The organism is bacterium (assembly GCA_023150945.1).
Taxonomy (GTDB): domain Bacteria; phylum Zhuqueibacterota; class Zhuqueibacteria; order Zhuqueibacterales; family Zhuqueibacteraceae; genus Coneutiohabitans.
In genome coordinates, this window is record JAKLJX010000009.1 from 110,907 (window position 1) to 132,684 (window position 21,778).

The following is a 21,778-nucleotide window of genomic DNA, read 5'->3' on the forward strand; positions in this document are numbered from 1 at the left end:
CTCGGCAATCGCATCCCTTGTGGCAAAGGTGCTAATCTTATAATTTGCTTGCACGACTAGCTGTAATTCCGTCCCATCGGGACGCTCGATAATAGCCCAGAGTTTAAACTCTGGGAACGGAACGATCAATTTGTACCCCAAGTCCCGAAGGGACGAATGAAAATGGCACGTCGATAATGTCTCAAGCGTTATTTTCCAATCGTCCCTACGGGACTTCGGTTTGTGAGGTACATCTCGTTTCCCAGAAATGAAATTTCTGGGCTATTATCAAATGTCCCTACGGGACAAAGTCATCGAAACTCTATTGGCATTACACACATACTCCTTGTGTGGTGCTCCTTAAGAATCGAATTTGTTGATATCGGCGTCAGCCCACAAGGGGCTGGAACTACGAAAAGCGAGAACTGATTGTGAAGAAATCAGAACCCACTTCCCTGCCAGCTTCAATGATGGTGTGGAGCATCCACGACGCGGTGATTGAAAATCCGGCGTTGCTCGAGGAACAATTTCATGACTTGCGCCGTGCCGGATTTGATGGCGTCGCCGTGTTCGTGCGCTGCAGCCGCTACACTTGGGCGCAGGCGTCAGCGCGCGCCAGCCTCAAACGCATTGGAGAACTTTGCCAGGAACATGGCCTGCAATATTGGGCTGGCCCTGATGCGCGTTTCATCTCGCGCTCGCTGCTCGGAAAATCTCATGGCTTGCCTGTCGTGCTCTATGGCGATCAGGTCAGAGCCACCCACGTGCCGCATTTTGCGCCGGTGATCGACAATCGTTTTCGTTTGCGCTGCGATATTCCGGCGCGGCACTCACACATGTTTCATGAAGTCGCCCTCGAATATGCGCCGGCGGGCATTTTAGCCGCGTACGCTTTGCCGGTTGGCGAGACAGTCATCGCTCTGCGAGACATCATCGACATCACGGCAAAAACGCATTTTTTCTACAACGCCCGCGATCGTTATGTCGAAGCCTTCGGTTTCTTCCAGCCGCCGGATAGCCGCGCCTGGCAAGTACTCGCATTTTTTCTGGTCCATTCCTCGCATGTGGATTTTTCCAGCGCCAGCCAGATGCAGCATTATCAAAAAAAGCTCACCGAGTTTGCGCAAGACGTGCATAACCTGGATTTGCTGATGTGGGATGAACCGGGCTACACCTGCGTGTACGGCGCTCTCCCTTTTTCCGCGCAGATTCAAAAGGAGTTCAAAACCAGAACGAAGCTGGTGTTGCGCGAGCAGGTGTGGAAACTGGCGTTGGATTGCAGCGATGAAAGCCACATTCCAATTCGCACAAACTACTTTCAAACCGTGCAAGATTCCATGATTGGCGCGCAACGCCGCATTGGGACGGCGATGAAGAAAATTTGGGGACCCAATCTGCGCGCCGGCATTCATGACACTTGGCACTTCGAGTCTGCGGATATGTGCGACATGAATCACGGCAGCATGGATTTATGGCGCTCGCTGCCGATTCACAGCGGTGGGTTTGTCGATCTCGGCGGGGTGAATCAACTGCGTGATCCGGATTCCGGCTACTACGCCCATCTCGCTGCCATGAGCATCATTTGCAGGTCACTCGGCAAATTCAGCCGGGAAAAATTCGCTTTCAATAATCTGTGGACAGTGGGCGATGATGAGGGCGCAGGTTGGCAAAAAAGTGTGATGGATCATTGCGTCAACGTCATGGCGCTGTTCGGTCAGCGCTGGCTGGCGCATGCTTATGGACCAGTCGGCACGATTGGCGATGAGAACACCTTTCTCGGCTCGCCGCCGCTGCCGGGCTATCCGCAGCACAGCACTTGGCCGGAATTTCCGCAATGGAATCAGCGCTTGCGAGAACACTTCACCGCTGTGGAGGGGCAACTGCCGTGGGCAAATCTGTTGGTGGTCTATCCGGTTGAAACGCTCTACGCCCTGGCCAACCACCGCGCCGATGCGATTGCCGCTGAAATCTTCAAATTACTTTTGGCATTGACCGATCATCACTACCACGTCGATGTGGTATCGCATTCAGTTTTCACAAAGGGAATTTGGAAAGACCAACAGTTGATTTTGGATAAGAATGCGTATGATGCCATCATTTTCCCACACGCAGAAATTATCTCTGAAGCGACAGCTAACATTCAGCAGAGCGGCGCAGAGCAAACGCTTTATGCGTTCAGTGAACCGCGGAAGTTGACCAACACTCAGGCGGCAAACCTGCCGATTGTCTATCGGGCAAAGGATTCAAACGAAATCTTGGCTTGGCTGGAGCAGCATAAGAATCTCCGGCCGGTGCAAGCGCCGGAAAACTCCTGGGTGAGCCTGACAAAATTGCGCGAGAAAACGATTGTCACGCTTGCTCCCAGCCGGCACAGCTTCGCGTTCAGCGGCGAGATTGCCTTTGACGGCGAACGGCTGGCGGTGACCCGCAGCCGTGAGTTGCAGCGCTTCGCATTCGGACTGCGGCGGGCGTAACCGGCACAGCGTGCGTTGCTGAGCCCGCAACCTTCAATTCAGTCAGATGAAAACAAGAAGGGCGCCCGTCCCGCGCGCTGGGGTTTTCCCAGCCGCCGGGAGCAAGGCGCCCAATAAGTCATCCCGAGTTGTTGGTGTCCGTTCGAATATACCACCGCACGGACAATCTCTTCATTTCTGGACAGACACGAATCAGCACAATCCGCCGCAGGCGTTCACCCGGGCAGCGTCGCGGCGATTGTCTATTTCGGTGCTTGCGCTCTTGCGGTCGCGAAGTACCGTTTCATCATCACGCCCCACAAACCGACACCCGCCAGGAACAAAACCAAAAACAGGGGCAGCACTTCCCATTGCGTCGCCACGGAGAAGTTGGCGGCATTGAAATGAGCGGCGAGATACGAATCCTGCAAAATCTCCCGCATGATCAACATGAAAACGATCACGCCAAACATCAGGCCGGTCACCAGGTACAGGCCGGGGCGTGGATCCTCTTTGCGCAACGCCTCGGAAGTCACGAACACCGCCGCGAGTGCAGCCAACAGGCCGATGAAGAACGCGGCGGTGGCCAGCACATTGTCGCCCATGAACAGCATCATCTGGCTGCGCGGCTGGCTGATCAGGAACCAGAGTCCGACGATGAACTGCACCATGGTGGTGTACATGAACCAGCGGCCGCCATAGCGGATCAAGTAGCGCCCATAGGCCGCGTCTTTTTTCCAGCGCAGCAGGCCGAGGCCGGCAATGTACAAGCCGCCGATCGCCACGGCCGCAACCATAAAGTGGAGAAAGCGCGGAATCAGCGTGGGCTCGCTCCAATTCAGATTCCAGCCGCTGGGATCGGCGTGATATTGCGCCGCCCATTTCTCCGGGGTGAGCGCGAGCGTGAGATTGTTGGTGTAAGTGAAGCCGACGGTCACGATGAGCAGCAGGCTGAACACGATGATCCCGCCGGCACGGCGATGCGCCGCTTGATGCTTGAAGGCCACCAGATAGAAGCCGTAATAAGCCAGCGTCACGAAGACAATCACCAAAAACCAGGGCCAGCCGACGATCACCGAGGAGGTGTAGAAGAATTGCCCGTACAGAACCTGCAGAAAGAGCAGCGGCGCAATGCCCAAGGTGATGGTGGCTGCGAGCAGGGACGGAATGTTCTTGCTGACTTCTTCGAACAGGCGCCGGGCATTTTCGTCCTGACGGCCACGCCAGCGGGCAAAAGCCGCCAGCACGCCGCCGCCCAGCATGAAATTCATCGCCAGGATATGCAGTAGAAAGGTGACAACCAACAGCAACTTGAAAACCCAAAACGGTGCAGGCAAAGCAATCGGGTCTGCCGTGGGAATGAGGGCTTGGACATCCATGATCTATCTCCTTACCGTTGAAATGCAAATCTGTTCAAGCTCGGTCATGCCGGCAGCGCGGCGCGGGCGTCGGAAGCGCTGAGCGCGCGCCCGCCGCAGGCCAGGGCCAGTCGCTCCCCTCAATCAGTGCACCTATTGGCGCAGCCATTGCGCCAGCGCCAGGCGTTGTTCGGCGCTGAGTTGAATCTGCGGCATGCGGGCATTCAAGCTCTGCAGATCTTCCACCATCACCGAGATGGTTTCCTCATCCAGCTCGCGCAATTGGGAATAGATGCGATCGGCCGGCACGGCGCGATGGCAGGGTGCGCAATTGCTTGCGAAAATCGCCTGGCCGTCCGGGAGGCCGGCAGCGGGACTCGGCGAATAGAGGCCGGAGAGAAACGCGGCCAGCGCTGCGCGCTCGGCCTCGGTGCCGCCAAAGGGCGGCATGGTGCCGTTGTGCATGGCCTCCAGGCTGCCCAGCATTTGCAGGAGAGTCGCACTTTCCCAATTGCGCTGTTGCAGCACGGCTTTCACCCCGCGATAGGCAGCGACGGTGTGGCAGCTCTGGCACTGCACCCGGAAAATCTCCTTGCCCACTGCGACTTGGTTCTCCGCGGTGAGTTTGCGCTGGCTCATCCATTTGGCGGTGTGCAGCACGCCGGTTTCATTGAGCTGCGGCACGTTGAAGCCGCCGTCGCCCGGCATGGGTGTTTTATAGATTGAATTCGCGTACATGTAGTTCGCGATAATGTAAGGCTTGCGGATCGCTTCGCGGATGAACTCGAAGGCCCACATGGTGGTGAAGGCTGATGCCATCACCAGCAGGCTGAAAACAATATGCAGTTTCGCGGGTTTGACCAGCGTGAGCAGGGAAAGCACGAAGGTCACCACGGAAAAAATCAGGATGAGATCGGCGTAGAACGTGGCGGTCGGCATCAAGCCCTGCGAACTCGACCAGACTTCCGGCGCAATGTTGCGCACGTACCAATACGCGAACAGGGGCAAAACCACGAAAGCGGGCACGATCCACCAGGCGCTCCACTTCACGATCTTCGCCTTCAAAGCGGCATCCTTCTGCACGCTGGCAGTCAGCAGCGCGTAGATGCCCGCCAGCGCCAGCGCGAAGGCAAAGCGCAAGAACAACGAGGGGAAGTAGGTCGGATTGAAGAAGCCCACCCAGAATTCACGATTTTCGATCCACCGGCCCGAGGTCAGCATGAAAGTCAGAATGCCGTTGATGATCACCATGCTGGCGAAAGCGGCAATGAAGTAGATCCACCCAAACCACAAATGCGTGCGCCGGTCGAGCTTGCTCCAGCCGTAGAGATAAAGCAACGCCGCGGTGATTTCCAGGAAGAAGAAAACCCATTCAATGGCCCAGCCCCACACGTAGGAGTGAATTAGCGTGCTGGTGCCGGAAGGATGCACCAGAGCAATGGTGAACCAAATGCCCACGCCGGTGACCGCTCCCAAGACCACGGTCACGAGCACGAAGAACTTGGTGTGACGTTTGAGCCACTCCAGCAGCGCGGTGTCGTTTTCACGATAGGCTTTTTTCTCGGTCAACACCAGAAATAAGCCGCCGCCCACGGCAAAATGCGATATGAAAACATGCAGCACGGAGATCAGGGCAATGAGCAGCCCGGCTCCGAAGGACACATCCCAAACGGGGTAATTCATCTGCTCCTCCTCGATTTGAGTGCAACCCAGCCATTTGGCAATGCGGCTCCAGCCGAAAAAGTCCGGAACAATCTAGAGTTACAACAGCAACTGTCAGGCCACACGCCGGGGAAAACGGTCAGCGAGAATCAATGGGTTAGAGCAGCGAAAAAAGCGGCGCAAAAGCAAATCTCTCAGGAATGCGATAGCCGGGGCGATATTTCTCAAATCTGCGATTCTCGCGCGGCGTGACGGATTTTCCAACACGCGGCAAAGGCGGAAATGATCAGCAGGCCGCCTCTCTGCTGCGCGAGCGCTGCCAGCGGGGAGTCGCCAATTATCGCTTTGACAATCTCAATCGTGGACATATATTGCACCAACTCAAACAGGCGATTGCCGCAGTTCGTGCAGCAAGGCGCCGGTTCTCACACGAACAGAATCATGATCAAAAACGGATGGAATCATGGCACGCTTTGATCGCATGACCGTTTTGCGCACCATGCTCGACAGCGGCTTGGTGCCGGTGTTCTATGAAGCGCAGCCCGAGGTGGCGCAAAAAATCGCGGCGGCCTGTTATGCCGGCGGCGCGCGGCTGCTGGAATTCACCAACCGCGGCGAGGCCGCGTTGCCGGTGTTTGCGCAATTGTCCGCTTACGCAGCCGCGCAGCTTCCGGAATTGATTTTGGGAGTCGGCTCGATTGTCGATGCGCCGACCGCCGGGCTGTTTATCGCGAGCGGCGCCAACTTCGTCGTGGGGCCGGTGTTCAATCCCGAAGTGGCAAGGCTGTGCAACCGGCGCAAGACCGCTTATTCACCGGGGTGCGGCAGCGTTAGTGAGATTTCAGCGGCAGAGGAATGGGGCGTGGAAATCGTCAAGATTTTTCCCGGGGCGCAGGTGGGCGGCCCGGAATTTGTCAAAGCGGTACTCGGGCCGATGCCGTGGACGCGCATCATGCCCACCGGCGGCGTCGAAGCCACGCAAGCAAGCGTGCAGGAATGGATCAAAGCCGGCACCGCGTGCCTGGGCATGGGCAGCAATCTCATTCGCAAGGATTTGGTCAAAGCCGGCGACTACAACACGATCCGCGACAACGTGCGCCAGGTGTTGAGTTGGGTCACGGAAGCCAGGGCAAAATAGGCTGGTTGACTTGAAATCTGTAGAGCCGTCGCAGCGTTGCCCCGAGGCTGCCGCGCTGTTCACAACAACCCCGCAGTGCGAAGTCCGGCCTCCACTTCCTGCAGAAAGGTCTTCCTGCCGGCCGGCGAGCGAATGTCGATCTTGTCGACCGCGATTTGATGAATGGGAATGCCGTATTTCTTCTCACACACCAGCGGAAAGGTCGAGTAGTAGGCATTCAATCCCTGCAGAAAGGTTTCATCAATTCCGCGTTCTTCGATGCGGCCGCGGCGGCGAATGCGCTGCAGCAGGGTTGACACGCGTTCGACGCATAACATCAGGATCAGATGGGGATGCTGCAAATCCCGATGCAGCCGGTTGAAGTATTCGAAATACAGATCCAACTCGCGATTGTCCATGCAGCCCAGGCCGTGCAGATACTTGGCGAAAATTTCCGGATCTTCATAAAGCGTGCGGTCTTGAATGCAGCTTTTGGGCACGGTTCGAATCAGCTCATGATGCTCGACGCGGCGGATGAGGAATTCAAGCTGCAAAGTGAACGACCAGCGCCGCATGTCGGCATAGTAGTCCTTCAGAAAGCGATTGTCGATCACCGGTTCATCGAACAGCTCGAAATCGAAATGCTGGCTGATGAGTTTGGCGGCAGTGGTTTTGCCGGCACCGATGTTGCCGGCCATGGCGAGAAACAGCTTGTTGTCGGAATTCATGCTCGCCTTTCTACAATGCGTAACTTGCACGATGCAGCAGGTGGCCGTATTTGTCCATCATCACGCCGATCAGGTTGTCTTCGTGTTCCGGCAGGGCATCCAGGGCGTGAGCGATCCGGTCCAACCAGCTTGCTTCGGCGGCGCTCAGTTTGAGCCTCTGGCCGCGGACAGCCGCGCGGATGAGATCACTGGCGGTGCGGGCAGCCGCCACGGTGCGCTGGTAGGCATCCGGCGCTTTGACGATGGCCGCGGCAATTTGCCAGGTCGATTCCGCCGAGAGCACGAGCGCCTGCGGGCTGAGTGCAACATCGGATTGCTCGAGTAAATTGCGATAGACCAACTCGTGGCCGCTGGCCAGCGCCTGGTTGCACAGCCGGCAGTCGTAAGCCAGCAATTCCAAAAAAGCCTCCGGCGCATTGCCCGAGAGCAGGCGAATGTTCTGCACCGACTCATTGCTCCACAAATCACACATGGCGGCGGCCACGTTGCCGACCGGACTGAAATGCGCGCAGCAGGCGGACTTGCCCTCCATCGCGATGGGCGCGCCGGTGATCGCCTTCAACACCGGGCCTTCGTAGGCGCAATCCTTCGAGGGCCCGCGGGCGCCGCATTCGAAGGCCACCAGGCTGCGCACGGCGCTGGCCGCGCGAATCACGGCCGCGAAGACTTCCGGCAGCATGCCCTGGCCGGCGAGCTGCATCGCGGTGTTGGCGAAGCCGCACGCCGAGTCGCCGCCCGCGAGCAGGCCATGACCGTCACACACCGCGGTGATTTCCTGCCAGAGAAAAGCCATGTCGCGCGGAGCCAGCACCCCCAGCGCGAAGATCACACCGGCGACATCGCCGTACATCATGGCCTCGTCATGCACTTCCTTGCCGCCGATGGATTCGATGGAAAGCACGTGAGCGCCCGCTGCCGCGCAGCTCGCAAAACTGGCGCGCATGCACTCCCAAGCCTCACCCGAACGCAGCACCGGCGGCCGCGAGAGATCGCGCAGATCCGTGGGCGTCACGCGCAGCGCCGAACGCAACCCAAAGCGCTCATGCGCCTCAGAGAGAAAATCGGACAACAGCCGCGTGATTTCCGCCCCCCAGGCGGGATGCTCCGTCATCTGCGGCAACAGCTCGAATTCCACCATCAAACCGGGAAGATGCAGCCGCCGGCTGGCGCGGACGATCATTTCGCCGATCTCGCGATATTGCTCGAGCACGGCCGGCCAGGTGCTCTCTTCCAGCAGCATCGTGGGCAGGGTGAAATTGATTTCGGGATAAACTTCACCGGCACCCACGGCCAAACCGTGGCCGCAAGTCACCGGCTGCGGCGCCCGGCCAAACATCAGCTCGGCGGCACTTGCCACTGCCAGCGAGGAGAATCTGCGGCTGCTCTGCTTCGTGGTCATGATCCGATCCCTTCTGCCTGCTCCGCGGCACTCATCGTTCACTCTCAGGCACATGCCGGTGCGCACCGATTGGCAGCACCACCCGGCGCGCTGCCCTGTGACAATTAAGCCAATTCCAGTTGGACAAACAATAGTGGGTTTGGCGGGGAAATCTTTGCCGTTTCGGCGATGATTCTTGCGGCGCAGATCGGGCGGAGGGACGGCCACTCTCCATTCACAAACTTGCCGAGAAAAGCTGATCGGCTTGGTGTCTGTGAATCCCAGTGAGGATCCGGGACTGCCATTCACTGGCGGCGCAACCGGGATAATTGGACTTGCAATAAGGTGCAAATTTATTATACTCAGAAAACCCGATCGCGAGTTTGTTGCCGAAGCGCGCATCCGCCGCCGGTTGCGCTCGCGCGGCACGTCACGGTTGCGCTGACCGTCATTACCAGCAGGCCAAACATGCAGTGTTTCTTGCGTTGCCTCCAGTCGCTGAGTTGTTCAGTTGCGCTCGTTCTCATGCTGTTCAGCAACACCGCCTCATTCCCTTCGCAATCCATGCCGGAACTCGATTCCACCCGACAGCGCCTGCTGGCTTTGGCGCAACAAGGCAAAGCTGCCTTGACGAATCACGAGCCCGACCGCGCGCGCGCGGCCTATCAGGAGGCGCTCCATCTCGCCCAACGGCAGAACGACTATCTCGCCGCCGCGGCAGTGCACAATCTCCTCGGTGAAGTGCACGAAGGCGCCGGACGCTATCAGGATGCGTTGGGGCAATATGAAGCGGCGGCGCAGGCGCTCAGCCGTGAGCGCACCGGCCGCGACACCGTGGCAGTGGATGAAACCCTGGCGCGGCTGCGCGCCGGGGAAAAGGGCTTTGCCGGCAACACCGGACTGCCGGTGAGCGCGGATCTCCAGCGCGGCGAAGTGGACGATCTTGCAGCGCTGCTGCGGCTGCCGAAAGCGCGGGCCAAAGCAGAGCTGATGGTGCTGTCCATCATCAACATCGGCAACATGTATTTGCAGCAGAGCCAGTACGATCTTGCCGAGGCGCGCTACTTCGAGGCGCTGCGGCTGGCGCGGCAGCACCGCTTACCGGAACGGCCGCAGCAACTGCTCACCAATCTCGCCTGGAGCGCCATCAAGAGCGGACATCTCGAGCTTGCCGACAGCCGGCTGGATTCCGTACTCGCCGCCGTTGCCTCGCCTGCCCCGCTCGCGCTGCGCCGCGCCATGCTCGCGCTCGCCGTGAATCTGCGCGAACAGCAGCGTTATGCCGCCGCGCTCGCCCATTTCGAGCAAACCCTGCCGCTCTATCGCGCCGCCCAGGATGAACGCGGCTATTGCCGCGCGCTCACTGCGCTCGCCGCCACCCATGCGCTGGCGGGCGAGTTCGAGAAAGCGCGCGATCGCTATCGCGCAGCGCTGGCCGCGAACCAATCGGTGCAGGATCAGGAAACCGAGTGGCAAGCGCACGGCGGCCTGGCCATTTGCCTGCACCATCTCGCTGAGCTGGAACCGGCGCTGCAGCACTACGATCGTTATCTCACCATCGTCGAGCAAATCGGCGGCAATTTTGCGACCGATCAAGGCAAAACCAGTTTTCTCGAAAATCAGGACAAGATGTTTGAGGACTATGCCCGCGCGGCCTGCCAGTGGGCGCAGCAGCGGGGCGATTGGGGATTGGCGCGGGCGGCGATCGAGCGCGTGCGCGGCCGCGCGCTGCAATCGCTGCAGCGCGCACGATTGCACGTGCCGCCGCGGCCGGCGGGCCGGTTGCCTGCGGCGTATGTGTTGCGTTCGGGCGAACCGGCGGCATGGCCCAATCAAAGCATGATGGTGCAAATGGCAGTGGGCGTCGCGTCGCCGGCCGTTGGAGAAGCCGAAGATTTTCCGCTGCAGGAATTGCCGCCGGAGCTGCAAAAAATGGCCGCCGGCGTGCCCGCGCGTGCGCAAGAATCTGACAGCGCCGCCGCCGATTCCCCTGCCCGCCCGGCGCTCACGTTTTTGGAATACTATGTGATGGCCGAACAAACCGTGATCTTGGTGCGGCGCGCGAACGGCGAGATTCGCGGCGCGATCGCGCCGGTTCATGCCGATTCACTTGCCGCGCTGGTGCAGGAATATGCGCAAGCACTCGCGGTGCAAGCCGCGCGCGGCCTCAGCTTCGAGCGCCAGGTGGTGCCTTCCGCGTCCGCGCAAAACACGCCGCGTCCGCGCGAAGAGCGCGTCATCGCGCAGCAACTCCATCGCCTGCTGATCGCGCCGATGCGCGAATTTCTGCCGGCGGAGACGCACGCCGCGCTAGTCATCGTGCCGCACCGCGCTTTGTGGTCGCTGCCCTTCGCCGCCTTACGCGATGAACACGGCCGCTATTTCAGCGACCAGCACGTTCTGAGTTACGCCGCTTCGTTTGCAAGCTGGCAGATTCTCGCCGGCCAGCCGCGGCCTGCCGATCAACACAACGTGCGCGCCTGGGTGGTGGGCAATCCGCGTTTGCCCGCGGCCGCCGAGGCCTGCGGTTTCGTCCTGCGCATGCAGCCGCTGCCTGGCGCGCAGCAGGAGGCGGAAGCCATCGCGAAGCTGCTGGGCAATAAACGCAGCCGCCTCTTCACCGGCAGCCAGGCCGACCGGCTGCGGCTGGAAGCGTGGCACGCGGATTACACGCTGTTCCATTTCGCCACGCACGGCTTTGCTTGTGCCGATGATCCGCTCAGTTCATTCATCGTGTTGAGCCAGTTGGAAGCCGGGGAGATGGCCTTCGACTCGGCGAACGCCCGGCTCGCCTTGCGCGACGACGACCGTCTCGCGATCACGCTGGAAAACCTGCCGGCGGCGGAGGCACAACACCCGGAGCTGGTTCCCTCCTATCCCGGCCTACTCAGCGCGCGCACCATCATCAATCCGGCGCGCTTCAATTTCAAAGCGGATCTCGTGACGCTGAGCGCCTGTCAAACCGGTCTGGGAAAATTGTTGAGTGAGGGCATGATCGGATTGAGCCGCGCCTTGCTCGCCGCCGGCGCACGTTCGCTGTTGGTGAGCTTGTGGCGCGTCGATGATGAAGCCACGAAGGAACTGATGATCGCATTCTATCGCGAATATCTGCGCCACGGCAACAAAGGCTTGGCGCTGCAGCAGGCCATGCAGCACACGCGGCAGCGCCATCCGGAACCCAAGTATTGGGCGGCATTCACGCTGCTCGGCATGGTGGAATAAACTCGCCGCGAGCACAGCAAAACTCCGAAGTATTGGGTCGGATCGCGGCAGTTGACTGAATGCAAGCATCTTCCGGCTGGTGATGTTATTGAGCTTGACCTGGGCAATTCGAACTGGAACGCGATCCTTGGTTTGATGCCATGCAGCCGGAATCCTTTTTCAATCCAGCGCAGTGCTCAATTTGAAAAAGCTGCTTCCAGCATGACATTCTCCTTTCACTTTTGCAAACGCCACTCATCATGTCAGTCCTGTTGCCAATGGAGGAATCGGGCATGCGTCACTTCAAATGGCTGATCGGTTTTCTCGTGCTCGGTGTCATGCTGCAGGCCTGCCCGCAACGGCCGCCGGCCGGCGCGCAGCCGCAGCGCCGGGTCACCCTCACCCGCGTGGTGCGCATTCCGGTGCGCGTGCTCACCGCGGATACTTCGCGCGCCGCCTTGCGCGAGAATCCCGGTGTGCTCACGCTTACCGCCGGTGCTGCTGATGAATTGCCGCAAGGCCCAACCGGTTTCGAAGTGCTGGCCGGCGGCGGCTTGGTGATCACGGATCCGCTCGAACGGCGGCTGGTGTTCTATGACAGCCTCGGCAACTTTCTGCGCGAGTTGCGGACGGGCTTTGCCGCGGCGACGCTGGCGCGCTTGCCGAATGACGAGCTGGAAGTGAGCGAGGCCACCTCCGGCAACTATTATGCGCTTGATCAAAACGGGCAATCTCGCCTGGTGACAGATTCGCTGCGCAGTCTGTCTGCTCAGGCGCAAGCTCAGGCCCGGCTGCTCAACAGCCAGCGCGGCCTCATCGTCCGCGCCGCTGCGCTCGGCGGCGGAGCAGATACGCTCGTCATCGCCTTCGACGGCGCCGGCGGCGCACAGATGGTTTCGTTGCAGAGTCTCGAACAGGAAGCGCGGGGCGACACCTATGTCGCGTTGGAAATCACCAGCGGCGCCAGTGAAGCCGTGGCCGTGCAAAAGCGCATTCGCCGCTATGCCGCCGACGGCACCTGGCTGGTTGAAATCACCGACCTCCCGCTGGACTATTACGTGACGCCCGAGGAGGAATTCCGCGTGCGCAACGGCGTGGTCTATCAACTCCTGCCGCGGCAGAATGAGGTGTTGATCAACATTTGGGACACGAATTAGTGCACGATCGCCTTGCAAAGCGTTGCCCCCACCGTTGTCATCCAAAGGGGATCTTGTGAGAATATCCGGCAATGCAATCTTCAACATTTCTTGCCAGAGGAGAGGCGCATGCTTGATCTCATCGTTTGGTTTTGGCTGGCGCTGCTGAATGTGCCGGCGCGGCAAGACGTTTCCCCGGAAAAAGTGGCAGCGCTGCCGCGACTGACGCGCGCCGAGATCATGGCCACTGCCGAACGGCTGGCGCAACACACCTGGGTGTGCCGCGCAGCCAATCGCGTGGCGCCCTGCGTCACCGCGGTGCCGTACGAATCGGACTGGCAGCCGAATCAAACCGTAACCGGGGTTGCCTATGACTGGGGCGGCATGGATGATCCCGAAACCTTTGACCGCAAGCTGCAGGAAGGCAAGGCCGCCGGCTCACACAGCCGCCACGGCATCACCGCCTGCACCGCCGGCATCGACTGCTCCGGTTATGTTTCCTATTGCTGGGGGCAGCCCACCAGACATGATTATTCCACCCGCAACATTCGCGAAATCGCCGGCCGGGCCAAGTACAATTGGTTTACCGACATGAAACCCGGCGATGCACTGAACAAGCCCGGCGATCACATCGTGCTGTTCGCCGGCTACCATGCCGACGGCCGGCCGATCGTTTATGAAGCCAACGGTGGTGCCGGCCGGGTGATTCGCAAAGTGCGCACCTGGGCCAGCCTGCAGAACTACCATCCCCTGCAATACCGGATGGTGGTGGAAGAGTAAATTCATCAGCTCGATTCCGTTTGACTCAAGGAGAGTGTCATGCGCCTGCCGCTCACGACCACGCTGCCGGCTCTGCTGGCCATGATTTCGTTCAGCACGTTTTGTTCGAAACAAAGTGAATCTCAACCAGGAGGCAACCCGCCGGCGGTGGCCGCCGCGCCGCAAGTCTACCCCGAGCCCACCCGGCCCCCGGCGAAATGGGCGTTACTGGTGGGCATCGACAAATATCGCCACAGCGACCGCATCTCCAGTCTCTCCGGTTGTGTGAATGATGTGATGGACATGAAAGCGCTGCTGCTCGGCAAATATGAATTTCCCGAGCAAAACGTTCTGGTGTTGACCAACGAGCAAGCGACGCATGCCGGCATTGTCGCGGCGCTGCAAAACCACCTCATCGCCCACGCCGAGCGCGACGACATCGTGGTGTTTCACTTTAGCGGCCACGGCTCACAAATGAAGGATATCTCCGGCGACGAACCGGACGGCTGGGACGAAACCCTGGTGCCGCATGACTCCCGTGACCCGCAGGGCCGGGTGTTCGATCTCAGCGATGATGAACTCAACGGCCTGCTGCAGAGGCTTTCGCAAAAAACGAAGAACGTGACCTTCATCTTCGACAGTTGCCATTCCGGCACGGCCACGCGCGGCGCGCTGACCCGCAACATTCCTCCTGATGACCGCCAGCCGCCCGCCAGCGTGCCTGCCTATGCCGTGAGCACGCGCGGCGCGGAAGCCGAGGGCAGCGATCTGCGCCTGCAGACCCTGAATTACGTCCTGATCGCCGGCTGCCTTTCCAAGCAGACTTCCTTCGAGCATCTTGCCGAAGGCAAGGAACGCGGCGCGCTCACTTATTTTCTCGTGCGTGAGCTGCGCCACAGCCGGCCGGGCGCCACCTACCGCGATGTGATGGATCGCGTGAAAGGCAACGTCAACGCGCTTTATCCCAACCAATTGCCGCAGTTGGAAGGCACGAAACTGGATCAATACGTCTTCAGCGATTCCACCGGCCTGGCGCAGCCTTATGTGCTGGCTTCACCGGCCGGCAGCAATCAAGTCAAGCTGGCGGCCGGTGACGTGCAGAGCGTGACGGCCGGCTCGATATTCGAAATCTATCAACCCGGTGCCAAGAAATTTGCCGCGCCGGAGCAGCCGCTCGCCAAAGCCGAAGTGACCAGCGTCTCACCGTTCAGCGCCGCGGCCAAAATCATCTCCGGCCGGCAGATTCCGGCGTTTGCGCGCGCGGTCGAGCGTGAGCGCCGCTATCCCGATCAAAAGCTGCGAGTGTATTACCAGGGGCTGGCGCAATCACCGGCGCTGCAAGCGATCAAAACCGAGTTGGACGGCTTGAGCTTTGTGGAAACCTCGCCCGCGCCGCGCAGCTATCACTTGTTGCTGCGGCAAATCGGCGATGCCATTGCCACGGAAGGTGCTGACACCACGGAAATCTCACCGCGGGTGCCTGTGCGCGAATCCGGGGCCACGGCCCGCGTGGTGCATCAAGTCAAACAGTGGGCGAAATGGTTCAATGTTCTTTCGCTGGACAATCCGGCCGCCACGGTCAAGATCGATCTCGCCATTCGTGCCGTGCAGGAAGGGATAACGCGTGATCCGTTTGCCGCCATCGACAAAGCCGAGGCCGTACTGGCCGCCGGCGAATCCTTCGAAGTCACGGTGACGAATCAAGCCAGCCGCGATTTGTACATTTCGATTCTCGATCTTTCCACGGACGGCAGCATTGCGGTGATCTACCCTTATCCCGAAGGCGCGAGTGAATTGCTCAAAGCCGGCGCCAGCGTGACGCAGCGTTTCGACACCTTCGTGCCGGAGAATCGCGCCACCATCACCGATGTCATCAAAGTGTTTGCCACTGCCAGCCCGGTGGATTTTCACGTGCTCACGCAAGCGGCGGTGCGGGATGTGCAGGAACTGCCGGCGGATCCGCTCGGCCAGTTGCTGGCACAGGCAACGCTGGGACAATCCCGCGGCGCGAAACCCTCTGCCGTCGATCTCGGCAGTTGGGCGACCAGTCAGCGCGTGTTCAAGATCAAGCGGTGAAGCGGAAGCAAGCAGCGCATTTCAAAAAAACCAGAACGGGAGGGTCACGATGCCGAAGTTCGATTTCACCTCCGGCCGCCGGCTTGGGTTCATTTTCATTGTGCTGCTGGCCGCGGGCTTGCTGCAATGTACCGGACCCACTGCCACCGCGCCCGGCGAAATCGAGCTGGCGATCACGCCGGTGCCGGGCGGCGGCTTCAACGATGCCGGTGTGCAATCCAGCATTCCGGATCTCGCCTTTGATGAGACCTGGTTCTACATTCCCGGCTTTCTCTCGGAAGACTCATGTTTACTGCGCGGCCAGTGCAGCGCCGGCGGCAATATCGATCGTTTTGGCAAACTCACGGCGCCCTTCAACCCCGAAGCGATTCCCGCGCCGGACGGCAATCCTTCCCTCTTCTTCGGTTTCATTGCCACCCAAAATTTCTTCTCCTTCAATGGTGATCTGGCGAGTGTGCACAAAAGCGGCATTCAGAAAACCGGCATCTTCATTCCCTCGACAGCGGGCAAGCTCCGCTTGAAATTCGACTATGCCTTTCTGTCCGGCGACTACAACACCGGCCCGGCGCACAACGATGTTGCCCAGGTGCTGCTGCTCGATCAAAACAACCGGAAGCTCGCGACGGTGTTGCGCCTGGAGCGTGACCTGCTACAACCCGGCGGCAGCGGCGCAGTGGCAGGCAATGCCATGCCGCTGCCGGAAGGCGGCGGGTCGCAAACGCTTGCCGGCGTCACTGCCAACTATCCGCTGTGCACGGACTGGCGTTCGCACAGCTTTGATCTCACCGGTTTCAAAGGGCAAACGGTCACGCTCCGGCTGCTGGTGGAGGAAGTAGGCGGCAAGAACGAGCATCCCGTGGCCTTGCTGTATGATAATTTCCGCATGGTGGAATACCACTGAGGCGGAGATACGCTCCAACGTGACAGCACATCAGTTGATCAATCCATGCCAACTCCCCTGCCGGAAAACAGGCCTTGCTGCAGCATGTCCCGCGCTGGCCGGCCGCTTGGCTTCTGCTTGCTTGCCCTGCTTGCAGTGGGATTGCTGCAAGACAGCCTCGCGCAATCACCGGCCGATCGTTCCACTGCGGGGCAGGAAGCAACGCGGCAAGCCGCGCAAAGGTTGCTGGACAGCGCGCAAGCAGCCTATCGCCGCGGCGATTGCGACAACGTGAGACTCGCGCTGTCGCTTTATCAGCAAGCGGCGGCACGATTGGGAAAACAAGAAGGCCGGCTGACGAAATCCATCCGGCTTTACAACATGGCCAAGGGCTATCACCAACTCGGCCTGGCTGATTCTGCCCTGCTCTGCCTGCGTGAGGCGCTGGCGCTCAGCCAGGCGCTGCAGCACCGCGAACGCCAGTTCGAGACCCTGAATTTTTGCGCCGAAATTTTTCAAAGCCTGGGCCGCCTCGATTCCGCGGGATTCTACTACCGCCGGGCGCTGGCGTTGCAGCGCGCAGCCAATGAGTCGGCGTCACCGCCGGTGGTATTCATCAATCTCGGCGCAGCGCTGCATGCGTTGGGGAATCCCGGTGTTGCGCTTTCCTATTTGCAGCGCGCCTTGGCAAGCTTGCCGCCGCAGGAACACGGGCTGGCCGGCGTGGCGTGCAACAATCTCGGCCGCGTGTTGCAAACGCTCGGTCGCTCAGATTCCGCCCTGGTCTATTTTCGCGCCGCGCTTGGACATCGCCGCGCCGCAGGCGACCGCTTCGGCGAGGCAGTCACGCTCAACAACATGGGCTACTCTTTCGATTTGCTGCAGCAGCTCGATTCCGCACAGGTGTATTATCGCCGGGCGAATGCCGCCTGGCAGCAGCATTGCCGGCCTTCGGATCAAGGCATGACCCTGATCAATCTCGGCAGAATTTGGCTGGCGCAAGGCCAGCCGGATTCAGCGCTGGCGTACTTGTCGCGCGGATTGCATCTCAAGGAAGCAGCCGGCGACCGCTCCGGCGAAGCTTGGGCGCTCAATGACATGGGGCGGGTTTATCAACAACGCGGGGATCACGAGCTGGCGCGGGAGCACTATCATCGTGCGCTGGCAAGGTTGCGTGAGGTGGGTGATCGCAGCCGCGCCGGCGTGACGTGGTACAATCTCGGCCGTTTGTTTCATGAAGCCGGGCCGCAGCAGAATCTCGAGCGGGCGATTGCATGCTATGACTCGGCGGCGCAGGCGCGGGCGGCCGTGCGGAGGCTGGCGGGCGCGGATGACAATCGCCTCAGCTTTGCCGAACAAGACGTGCATTTGTTCGAACATTGGGCGCTGGCTTGCCTCGCTCTGGCAAAGTCATGGGGCCGCGCGAACGCGCACGCCGCCGCGCTGGCAGCGGCGGAGCGCGGCCGCGCCCAGTCGCTGCTGGATTTGCTTCCCAGCACCACAATTCAACCGGCCGGCAGCGCCAACCTGATTGCCGAAGGCAAGCAGTATGTGCAGCAGATGCAGCAAACCGGTGCGGGATTGCTTTCCTATCTCGTGACCGCGGACACGCTGGTGGTTTGGTTCGTACTGCCGTCCGGCGAAAGCCATTTGCAGCGAGTCGCAGTTTCGCGCGATTCGCTGGCGCAACTCGTCGACGCAATGCGTTGGCAGTTGGGTGCGGAGGCCGGCGGCCGCGTGGTGCCGGCACTCGAACGCGGATTGCGCCCCGCAGCGACCGGCCCATCCGAGGCCAATGCTGCAGGCAAGCTGGCAAAATTGCTTCTCCCTCCTGCCCCGCTGCTGGCGCGCTTGCCGGAGGCGAGCGAGCTAGTGATTATTCCGCATGGCAGCCTTGGCTTTTTGCCTTTTGCCGCTTTGCCGGTTGATTCTCTGGGCAATTGCCTGGGAATGCAACAGGCGTTGCGCTATGTGCCTTCGTTGGCTTTGCTGGCGGCGTTGGAAAAGAAACAAAGCTTGCGTGACCCGGCCAGCCGGCCGGCGCGCTTTGCCTCGGCGTTGATTGCGGCAAATCCCAAGATGCCGCAGTTGCCCACGGCCAATGGCGAATCGCTTCGCCTGGCGCCGCTGCCCGGCGCCGAGCAGGAAGGCTGGTGGCTGGCGCACAAACTGAAGGTTCACGCCCTGCTCGGTGCACAAGCAACCGAATCCGCCGTGCGGGAAAAACTCCCCGCGGCCGCGCTCGCGCATTTCGCCACGCACGGCTACGCCTTTGCGTCGGAAGCGCAGGTGCGCGAATCCTTTCTGGCATTGGCGCCGGATAAGAACAATGAGGGTTTGTTGACCGTGGGCGAAATTATGAACGAAAAGAGTGAGCTGACTGCGGAGTTGATCGTACTCAGCGCGTGCCAAACCGGCCTGGGCAATCTGAAACAGGCGGAGGGCGTCGTGGGCCTGCAGCGCGCTTTTCTCGCCAAGGGCGCGGCCAGCGTGCTGGTCAGCTTGTGGAATGTCTCGGACACCGCAACACAAATCTTGATGAAGGCCTTTTACACGCATTGGCTGGATGATCCGGATCGGCCGGGCAAAGCCCGAGCGTTGCAGCGCGCCCAGCAGGAGGTGCGGCAGGCCGGCTTTGATCACGCCCGCTATTGGGCGGCGTTTCAACTGGTGGGCGCGCCCTGAGTCCCTCACCAAATCATGGGAGCCTTGGGAGATGAAAACAAGAGCGATTCCACTCACGCTGCTGCTGGCGGCGCTGGCGAGCTGGCATTGCGGCGAGGACAAAGTCGTGACGCCGGAAATCAATGCGCCGGAGCCATTGCGTTGGGCTTGGCAGAATCCCCTGCCGCAGGGAAACGCGGTGCACGGCTTGCATGTGTTTGACCGGAACACCGCAATCGCCGTGGCGGGCGCCGGCACAATCATGAAAACCACTGATGGCGGTGTGAGCTGGCGGGTGCAGCATCTCGCCAGCGGCGTGATCGGCGATTTGCTCGCGGTGCATTTCTTCGGCAACAACTTCGGCGTCGCAGTGGGGAAAGCCCGCACATTGCTGCGCACGGCAGATGGCGGCCTCACCTGGGAAAGCCGGCCCAATCCTGCCTTTGGCGATCTCACAGACGTTTTCGTGATAGATGCCAGTACCGCAATCGCCCTGGGCGACAGCGGCGTGATTCTACGCAGCCGGGATGGCGGCACGTCTTGGAAAAGTCAACCGAGCCGCGTGACCAGCCGCCTGCATGCCGTGTTCTTTCACAATACCACCCTCGGTCTTGCAGTGGGACAACAGGGAACGATTCTCAGCACCACCGACGGCGGCGCGACGTGGACCAAACGCACCAGCAACACCGCGAGCACGCTCCATGACGTGGTTTTCACCGGCAGCCAGAGCGGGTTTGCCGTCGGCGATCTTGATTTCTCCGGCACGGCCGTGGTGCTGCGCACGACTGATGGCGGGATCACCTGGAGCCGGCAATCCTCCAGCGCGACCGCGGCACTGTTCAGCGTTTTCTTCAATGATGAGCGCGCGGGCACCGCAGTGGGCGCGAACGGCACGATCGTGCGCACCAGCAACAGCGGCGCGACTTGGGCAGCGCAAGCGAGCGGCAGCAGCGACAGCCTCCTTGGCGTTGCTTTCAGCGATGCCAATGCCGGTTTTGTTGTGGGAGATTTTGGTACAATTCTCCAAACCGCGGACGCGGGCCAAACCTGGACGCCGCGTTCCCACGGCTTCACCATCACGCTGCGCGCGGTTGCGTTTACCGAGGCCAACACCGGCATCGTGGTGGGCGGTGACTTTTCCGTCAACCGCGGGTTGATTCTGCGCACCAGCAACGCCGGCGCGCTCTGGCAGGAACAGGGTAACGCAGCGGCGCGCGTGCCGCTTTACAGTGTGGCTTTGGCGGATGCCAACAATGCGATGGCAGTCGGCAATGCCGGAACCATCCTGGTCACCAACAATGGCGGCGCCACGTGGAACGCGCAAAACAGCGGCACCTTCGCCGAGCTGAATGACGTTGTTCTAATCAACGCACAAAACGCCATGGTCGTGGGCAGTGCGCCTTCATTCAACAGCGATGCGATCATCCTGCGCACCACCAATGGCGGCGCAACCTGGAGCAAGCAGTCGAGCGCCACCACCAGTGATCTTACCAGCGTGGCATTCGCGAATGCCAACCTCGGCGTCGCGGTGGGAAAGAACGGCACGATCTTGCGCACGGCCGACGGCGGGTTGACCTGGCAGGCGCAGGCGAGTGGAATTTTCAACGACCTCAATGCCGTTGCTTTTGCCGGCGCTCAAATCGCATTGGCGGTGGGCAGAGACAACTTTGGCGAGGATGCCGTCATCCTGCGCAGCACCGATGCCGGGTTGACCTGGCGTTTCATTCCGAGCGGCAGCAAAAATGTTTTGCAGGGCGTTTCCTTTGCTGATGGCAGCAACGGGGTCGCGGTGGGTGAAGCCGGCATGATCCTGCGCACCACCGACGCCGGCTTGACTTGGATTCGCCAGCCGCGCGCCGGCTTTCGCACGCTCACCGGCGTGGCTATGACGGGCCCGGAACAGGCAATCGCCGTGGGCGTGTTCGGCACCATTCTGCGCGGCGCTGCGCGATGAGCGGAAAAATGGGAAGACTCTGCCCTCCGCCGCGGCGCTTCAGTACGTATCAAAGTTGAAAATACAGGCATCCGATCTTACCCGGCCTCTTCCCCGCCGCTGTCGAAATCGAAGCGCTCAAGAGAACCGCCAGCGGGCGGGCGGCCTGGCCAGCACAGCCAGACAGTGCGTTTGCGCCCAGCAATTTTCCAGTTGATTTCCTCACGCGCCCGCCGCACCCGGACACAAAATTCCCCCGCCAAAAAGGTGTTGACAAAGCGGAAAAAAACGCTATACTCTTCCCAGTTCCCTCAAAACTTACACGAATCAGTTTGGTTGTATCTTCAGACGCCACACGATTGAATGGCTTTCCCATTGCCCGACAGGACGAGGCAATGGCACGTGATTCGGTCTCACCCCACACCTGAGCACAGCCTCAGCCCCGCGGTACGAC

The 21,778-nt window shown here is 60.4% G+C and carries 13 protein-coding genes; 9 read left to right on the forward strand and 4 right to left on the reverse strand.

Going from position 1 to position 21,778, the window contains the following annotated elements; translation table 11 throughout:
- Window positions 1–410: 410 nt before the first annotated feature.
- Window positions 411–2,453 (forward strand): hypothetical protein, encoded by a 2,043-nt coding sequence (locus L6R21_13605; protein MCK6560227.1) that lies wholly within the window; start codon window positions 411–413, stop codon window positions 2,451–2,453.
- Between the two features lie 242 nt (window positions 2,454–2,695).
- Here the strand turns inward: L6R21_13605 and L6R21_13610 are convergent, their stop codons facing one another.
- Together L6R21_13610 and L6R21_13615 are read right to left on the reverse strand one after the other, a co-directional pair.
- Entirely contained in the window at window positions 2,696–3,811 is a 1,116-nt protein-coding gene (locus L6R21_13610) for a hypothetical protein (GenBank protein MCK6560228.1), read from the reverse strand.
- Between the two features lie 132 nt (window positions 3,812–3,943).
- Window positions 3,944–5,473 carry a c-type cytochrome gene (locus L6R21_13615; protein ID MCK6560229.1) on the reverse strand — a complete coding sequence of 510 codons (1,530 nt, stop codon included), beginning with the start codon at window positions 5,471–5,473 and terminating at the stop codon, window positions 3,944–3,946.
- A gap of 442 nt (window positions 5,474–5,915) precedes the next feature.
- On the opposite strand from L6R21_13615, the gene L6R21_13620 reads away from it, so the two are divergent.
- Window positions 5,916–6,590, forward strand: a complete 675-nt coding sequence (locus L6R21_13620; protein MCK6560230.1) for a bifunctional 4-hydroxy-2-oxoglutarate aldolase/2-dehydro-3-deoxy-phosphogluconate aldolase — start codon at window positions 5,916–5,918, stop codon at window positions 6,588–6,590.
- Between the two features lie 59 nt (window positions 6,591–6,649).
- On the opposite strand, the gene L6R21_13625 is transcribed toward L6R21_13620, so the two are convergent.
- Window positions 6,650–7,297, reverse strand: coding sequence for a deoxynucleoside kinase (locus L6R21_13625; protein ID MCK6560231.1), 648 nt, complete (start codon window positions 7,295–7,297; stop codon window positions 6,650–6,652).
- 10 nt (window positions 7,298–7,307) lie between these two features.
- Window positions 7,308–8,696, reverse strand: a complete 1,389-nt coding sequence (locus L6R21_13630; GenBank protein MCK6560232.1) for a methanol--corrinoid methyltransferase — start codon at window positions 8,694–8,696, stop codon at window positions 7,308–7,310.
- A 543-nt stretch (window positions 8,697–9,239) separates the two neighbouring features.
- On the opposite strand from L6R21_13630, the gene L6R21_13635 reads away from it, so the two are divergent.
- The 7 genes from L6R21_13635 to L6R21_13665 all read left to right on the forward strand — a co-directional run bounded on the left by L6R21_13635 (window position 9,240) and on the right by L6R21_13665 (window position 21,345).
- Window positions 9,240–11,897, forward strand: a complete 2,658-nt coding sequence (locus L6R21_13635; GenBank protein ID MCK6560233.1) for a CHAT domain-containing protein — start codon at window positions 9,240–9,242, stop codon at window positions 11,895–11,897.
- A 272-nt stretch (window positions 11,898–12,169) separates the two neighbouring features.
- On the forward strand, window positions 12,170–13,033 hold the full coding sequence (locus tag L6R21_13640) for a hypothetical protein (GenBank protein ID MCK6560234.1): 864 nt from the start codon (window positions 12,170–12,172) through the stop codon (window positions 13,031–13,033).
- Between the two features lie 108 nt (window positions 13,034–13,141).
- Entirely contained in the window at window positions 13,142–13,792 is a 651-nt protein-coding gene (locus L6R21_13645; protein ID MCK6560235.1) for a hypothetical protein, read from the forward strand.
- Window positions 13,793–13,831: 39 nt separating this feature from the next.
- A complete protein-coding gene (locus L6R21_13650) occupies window positions 13,832–15,847 on the forward strand; it encodes a caspase family protein (GenBank protein ID MCK6560236.1) in 2,016 nt (671 codons plus the stop codon).
- Between the two features lie 49 nt (window positions 15,848–15,896).
- On the forward strand, window positions 15,897–16,748 hold the full coding sequence (locus L6R21_13655; protein ID MCK6560237.1) for a hypothetical protein: 852 nt from the start codon (window positions 15,897–15,899) through the stop codon (window positions 16,746–16,748).
- Window positions 16,749–16,865: 117 nt separating this feature from the next.
- Window positions 16,866–19,412, forward strand: a complete 2,547-nt coding sequence (locus tag L6R21_13660; GenBank protein MCK6560238.1) for a CHAT domain-containing protein — start codon at window positions 16,866–16,868, stop codon at window positions 19,410–19,412.
- A 31-nt stretch (window positions 19,413–19,443) separates the two neighbouring features.
- Entirely contained in the window at window positions 19,444–21,345 is a 1,902-nt protein-coding gene (locus L6R21_13665) for a YCF48-related protein (protein ID MCK6560239.1), read from the forward strand.
- The last annotated feature ends 433 nt before the right edge of the window (window positions 21,346–21,778 follow it).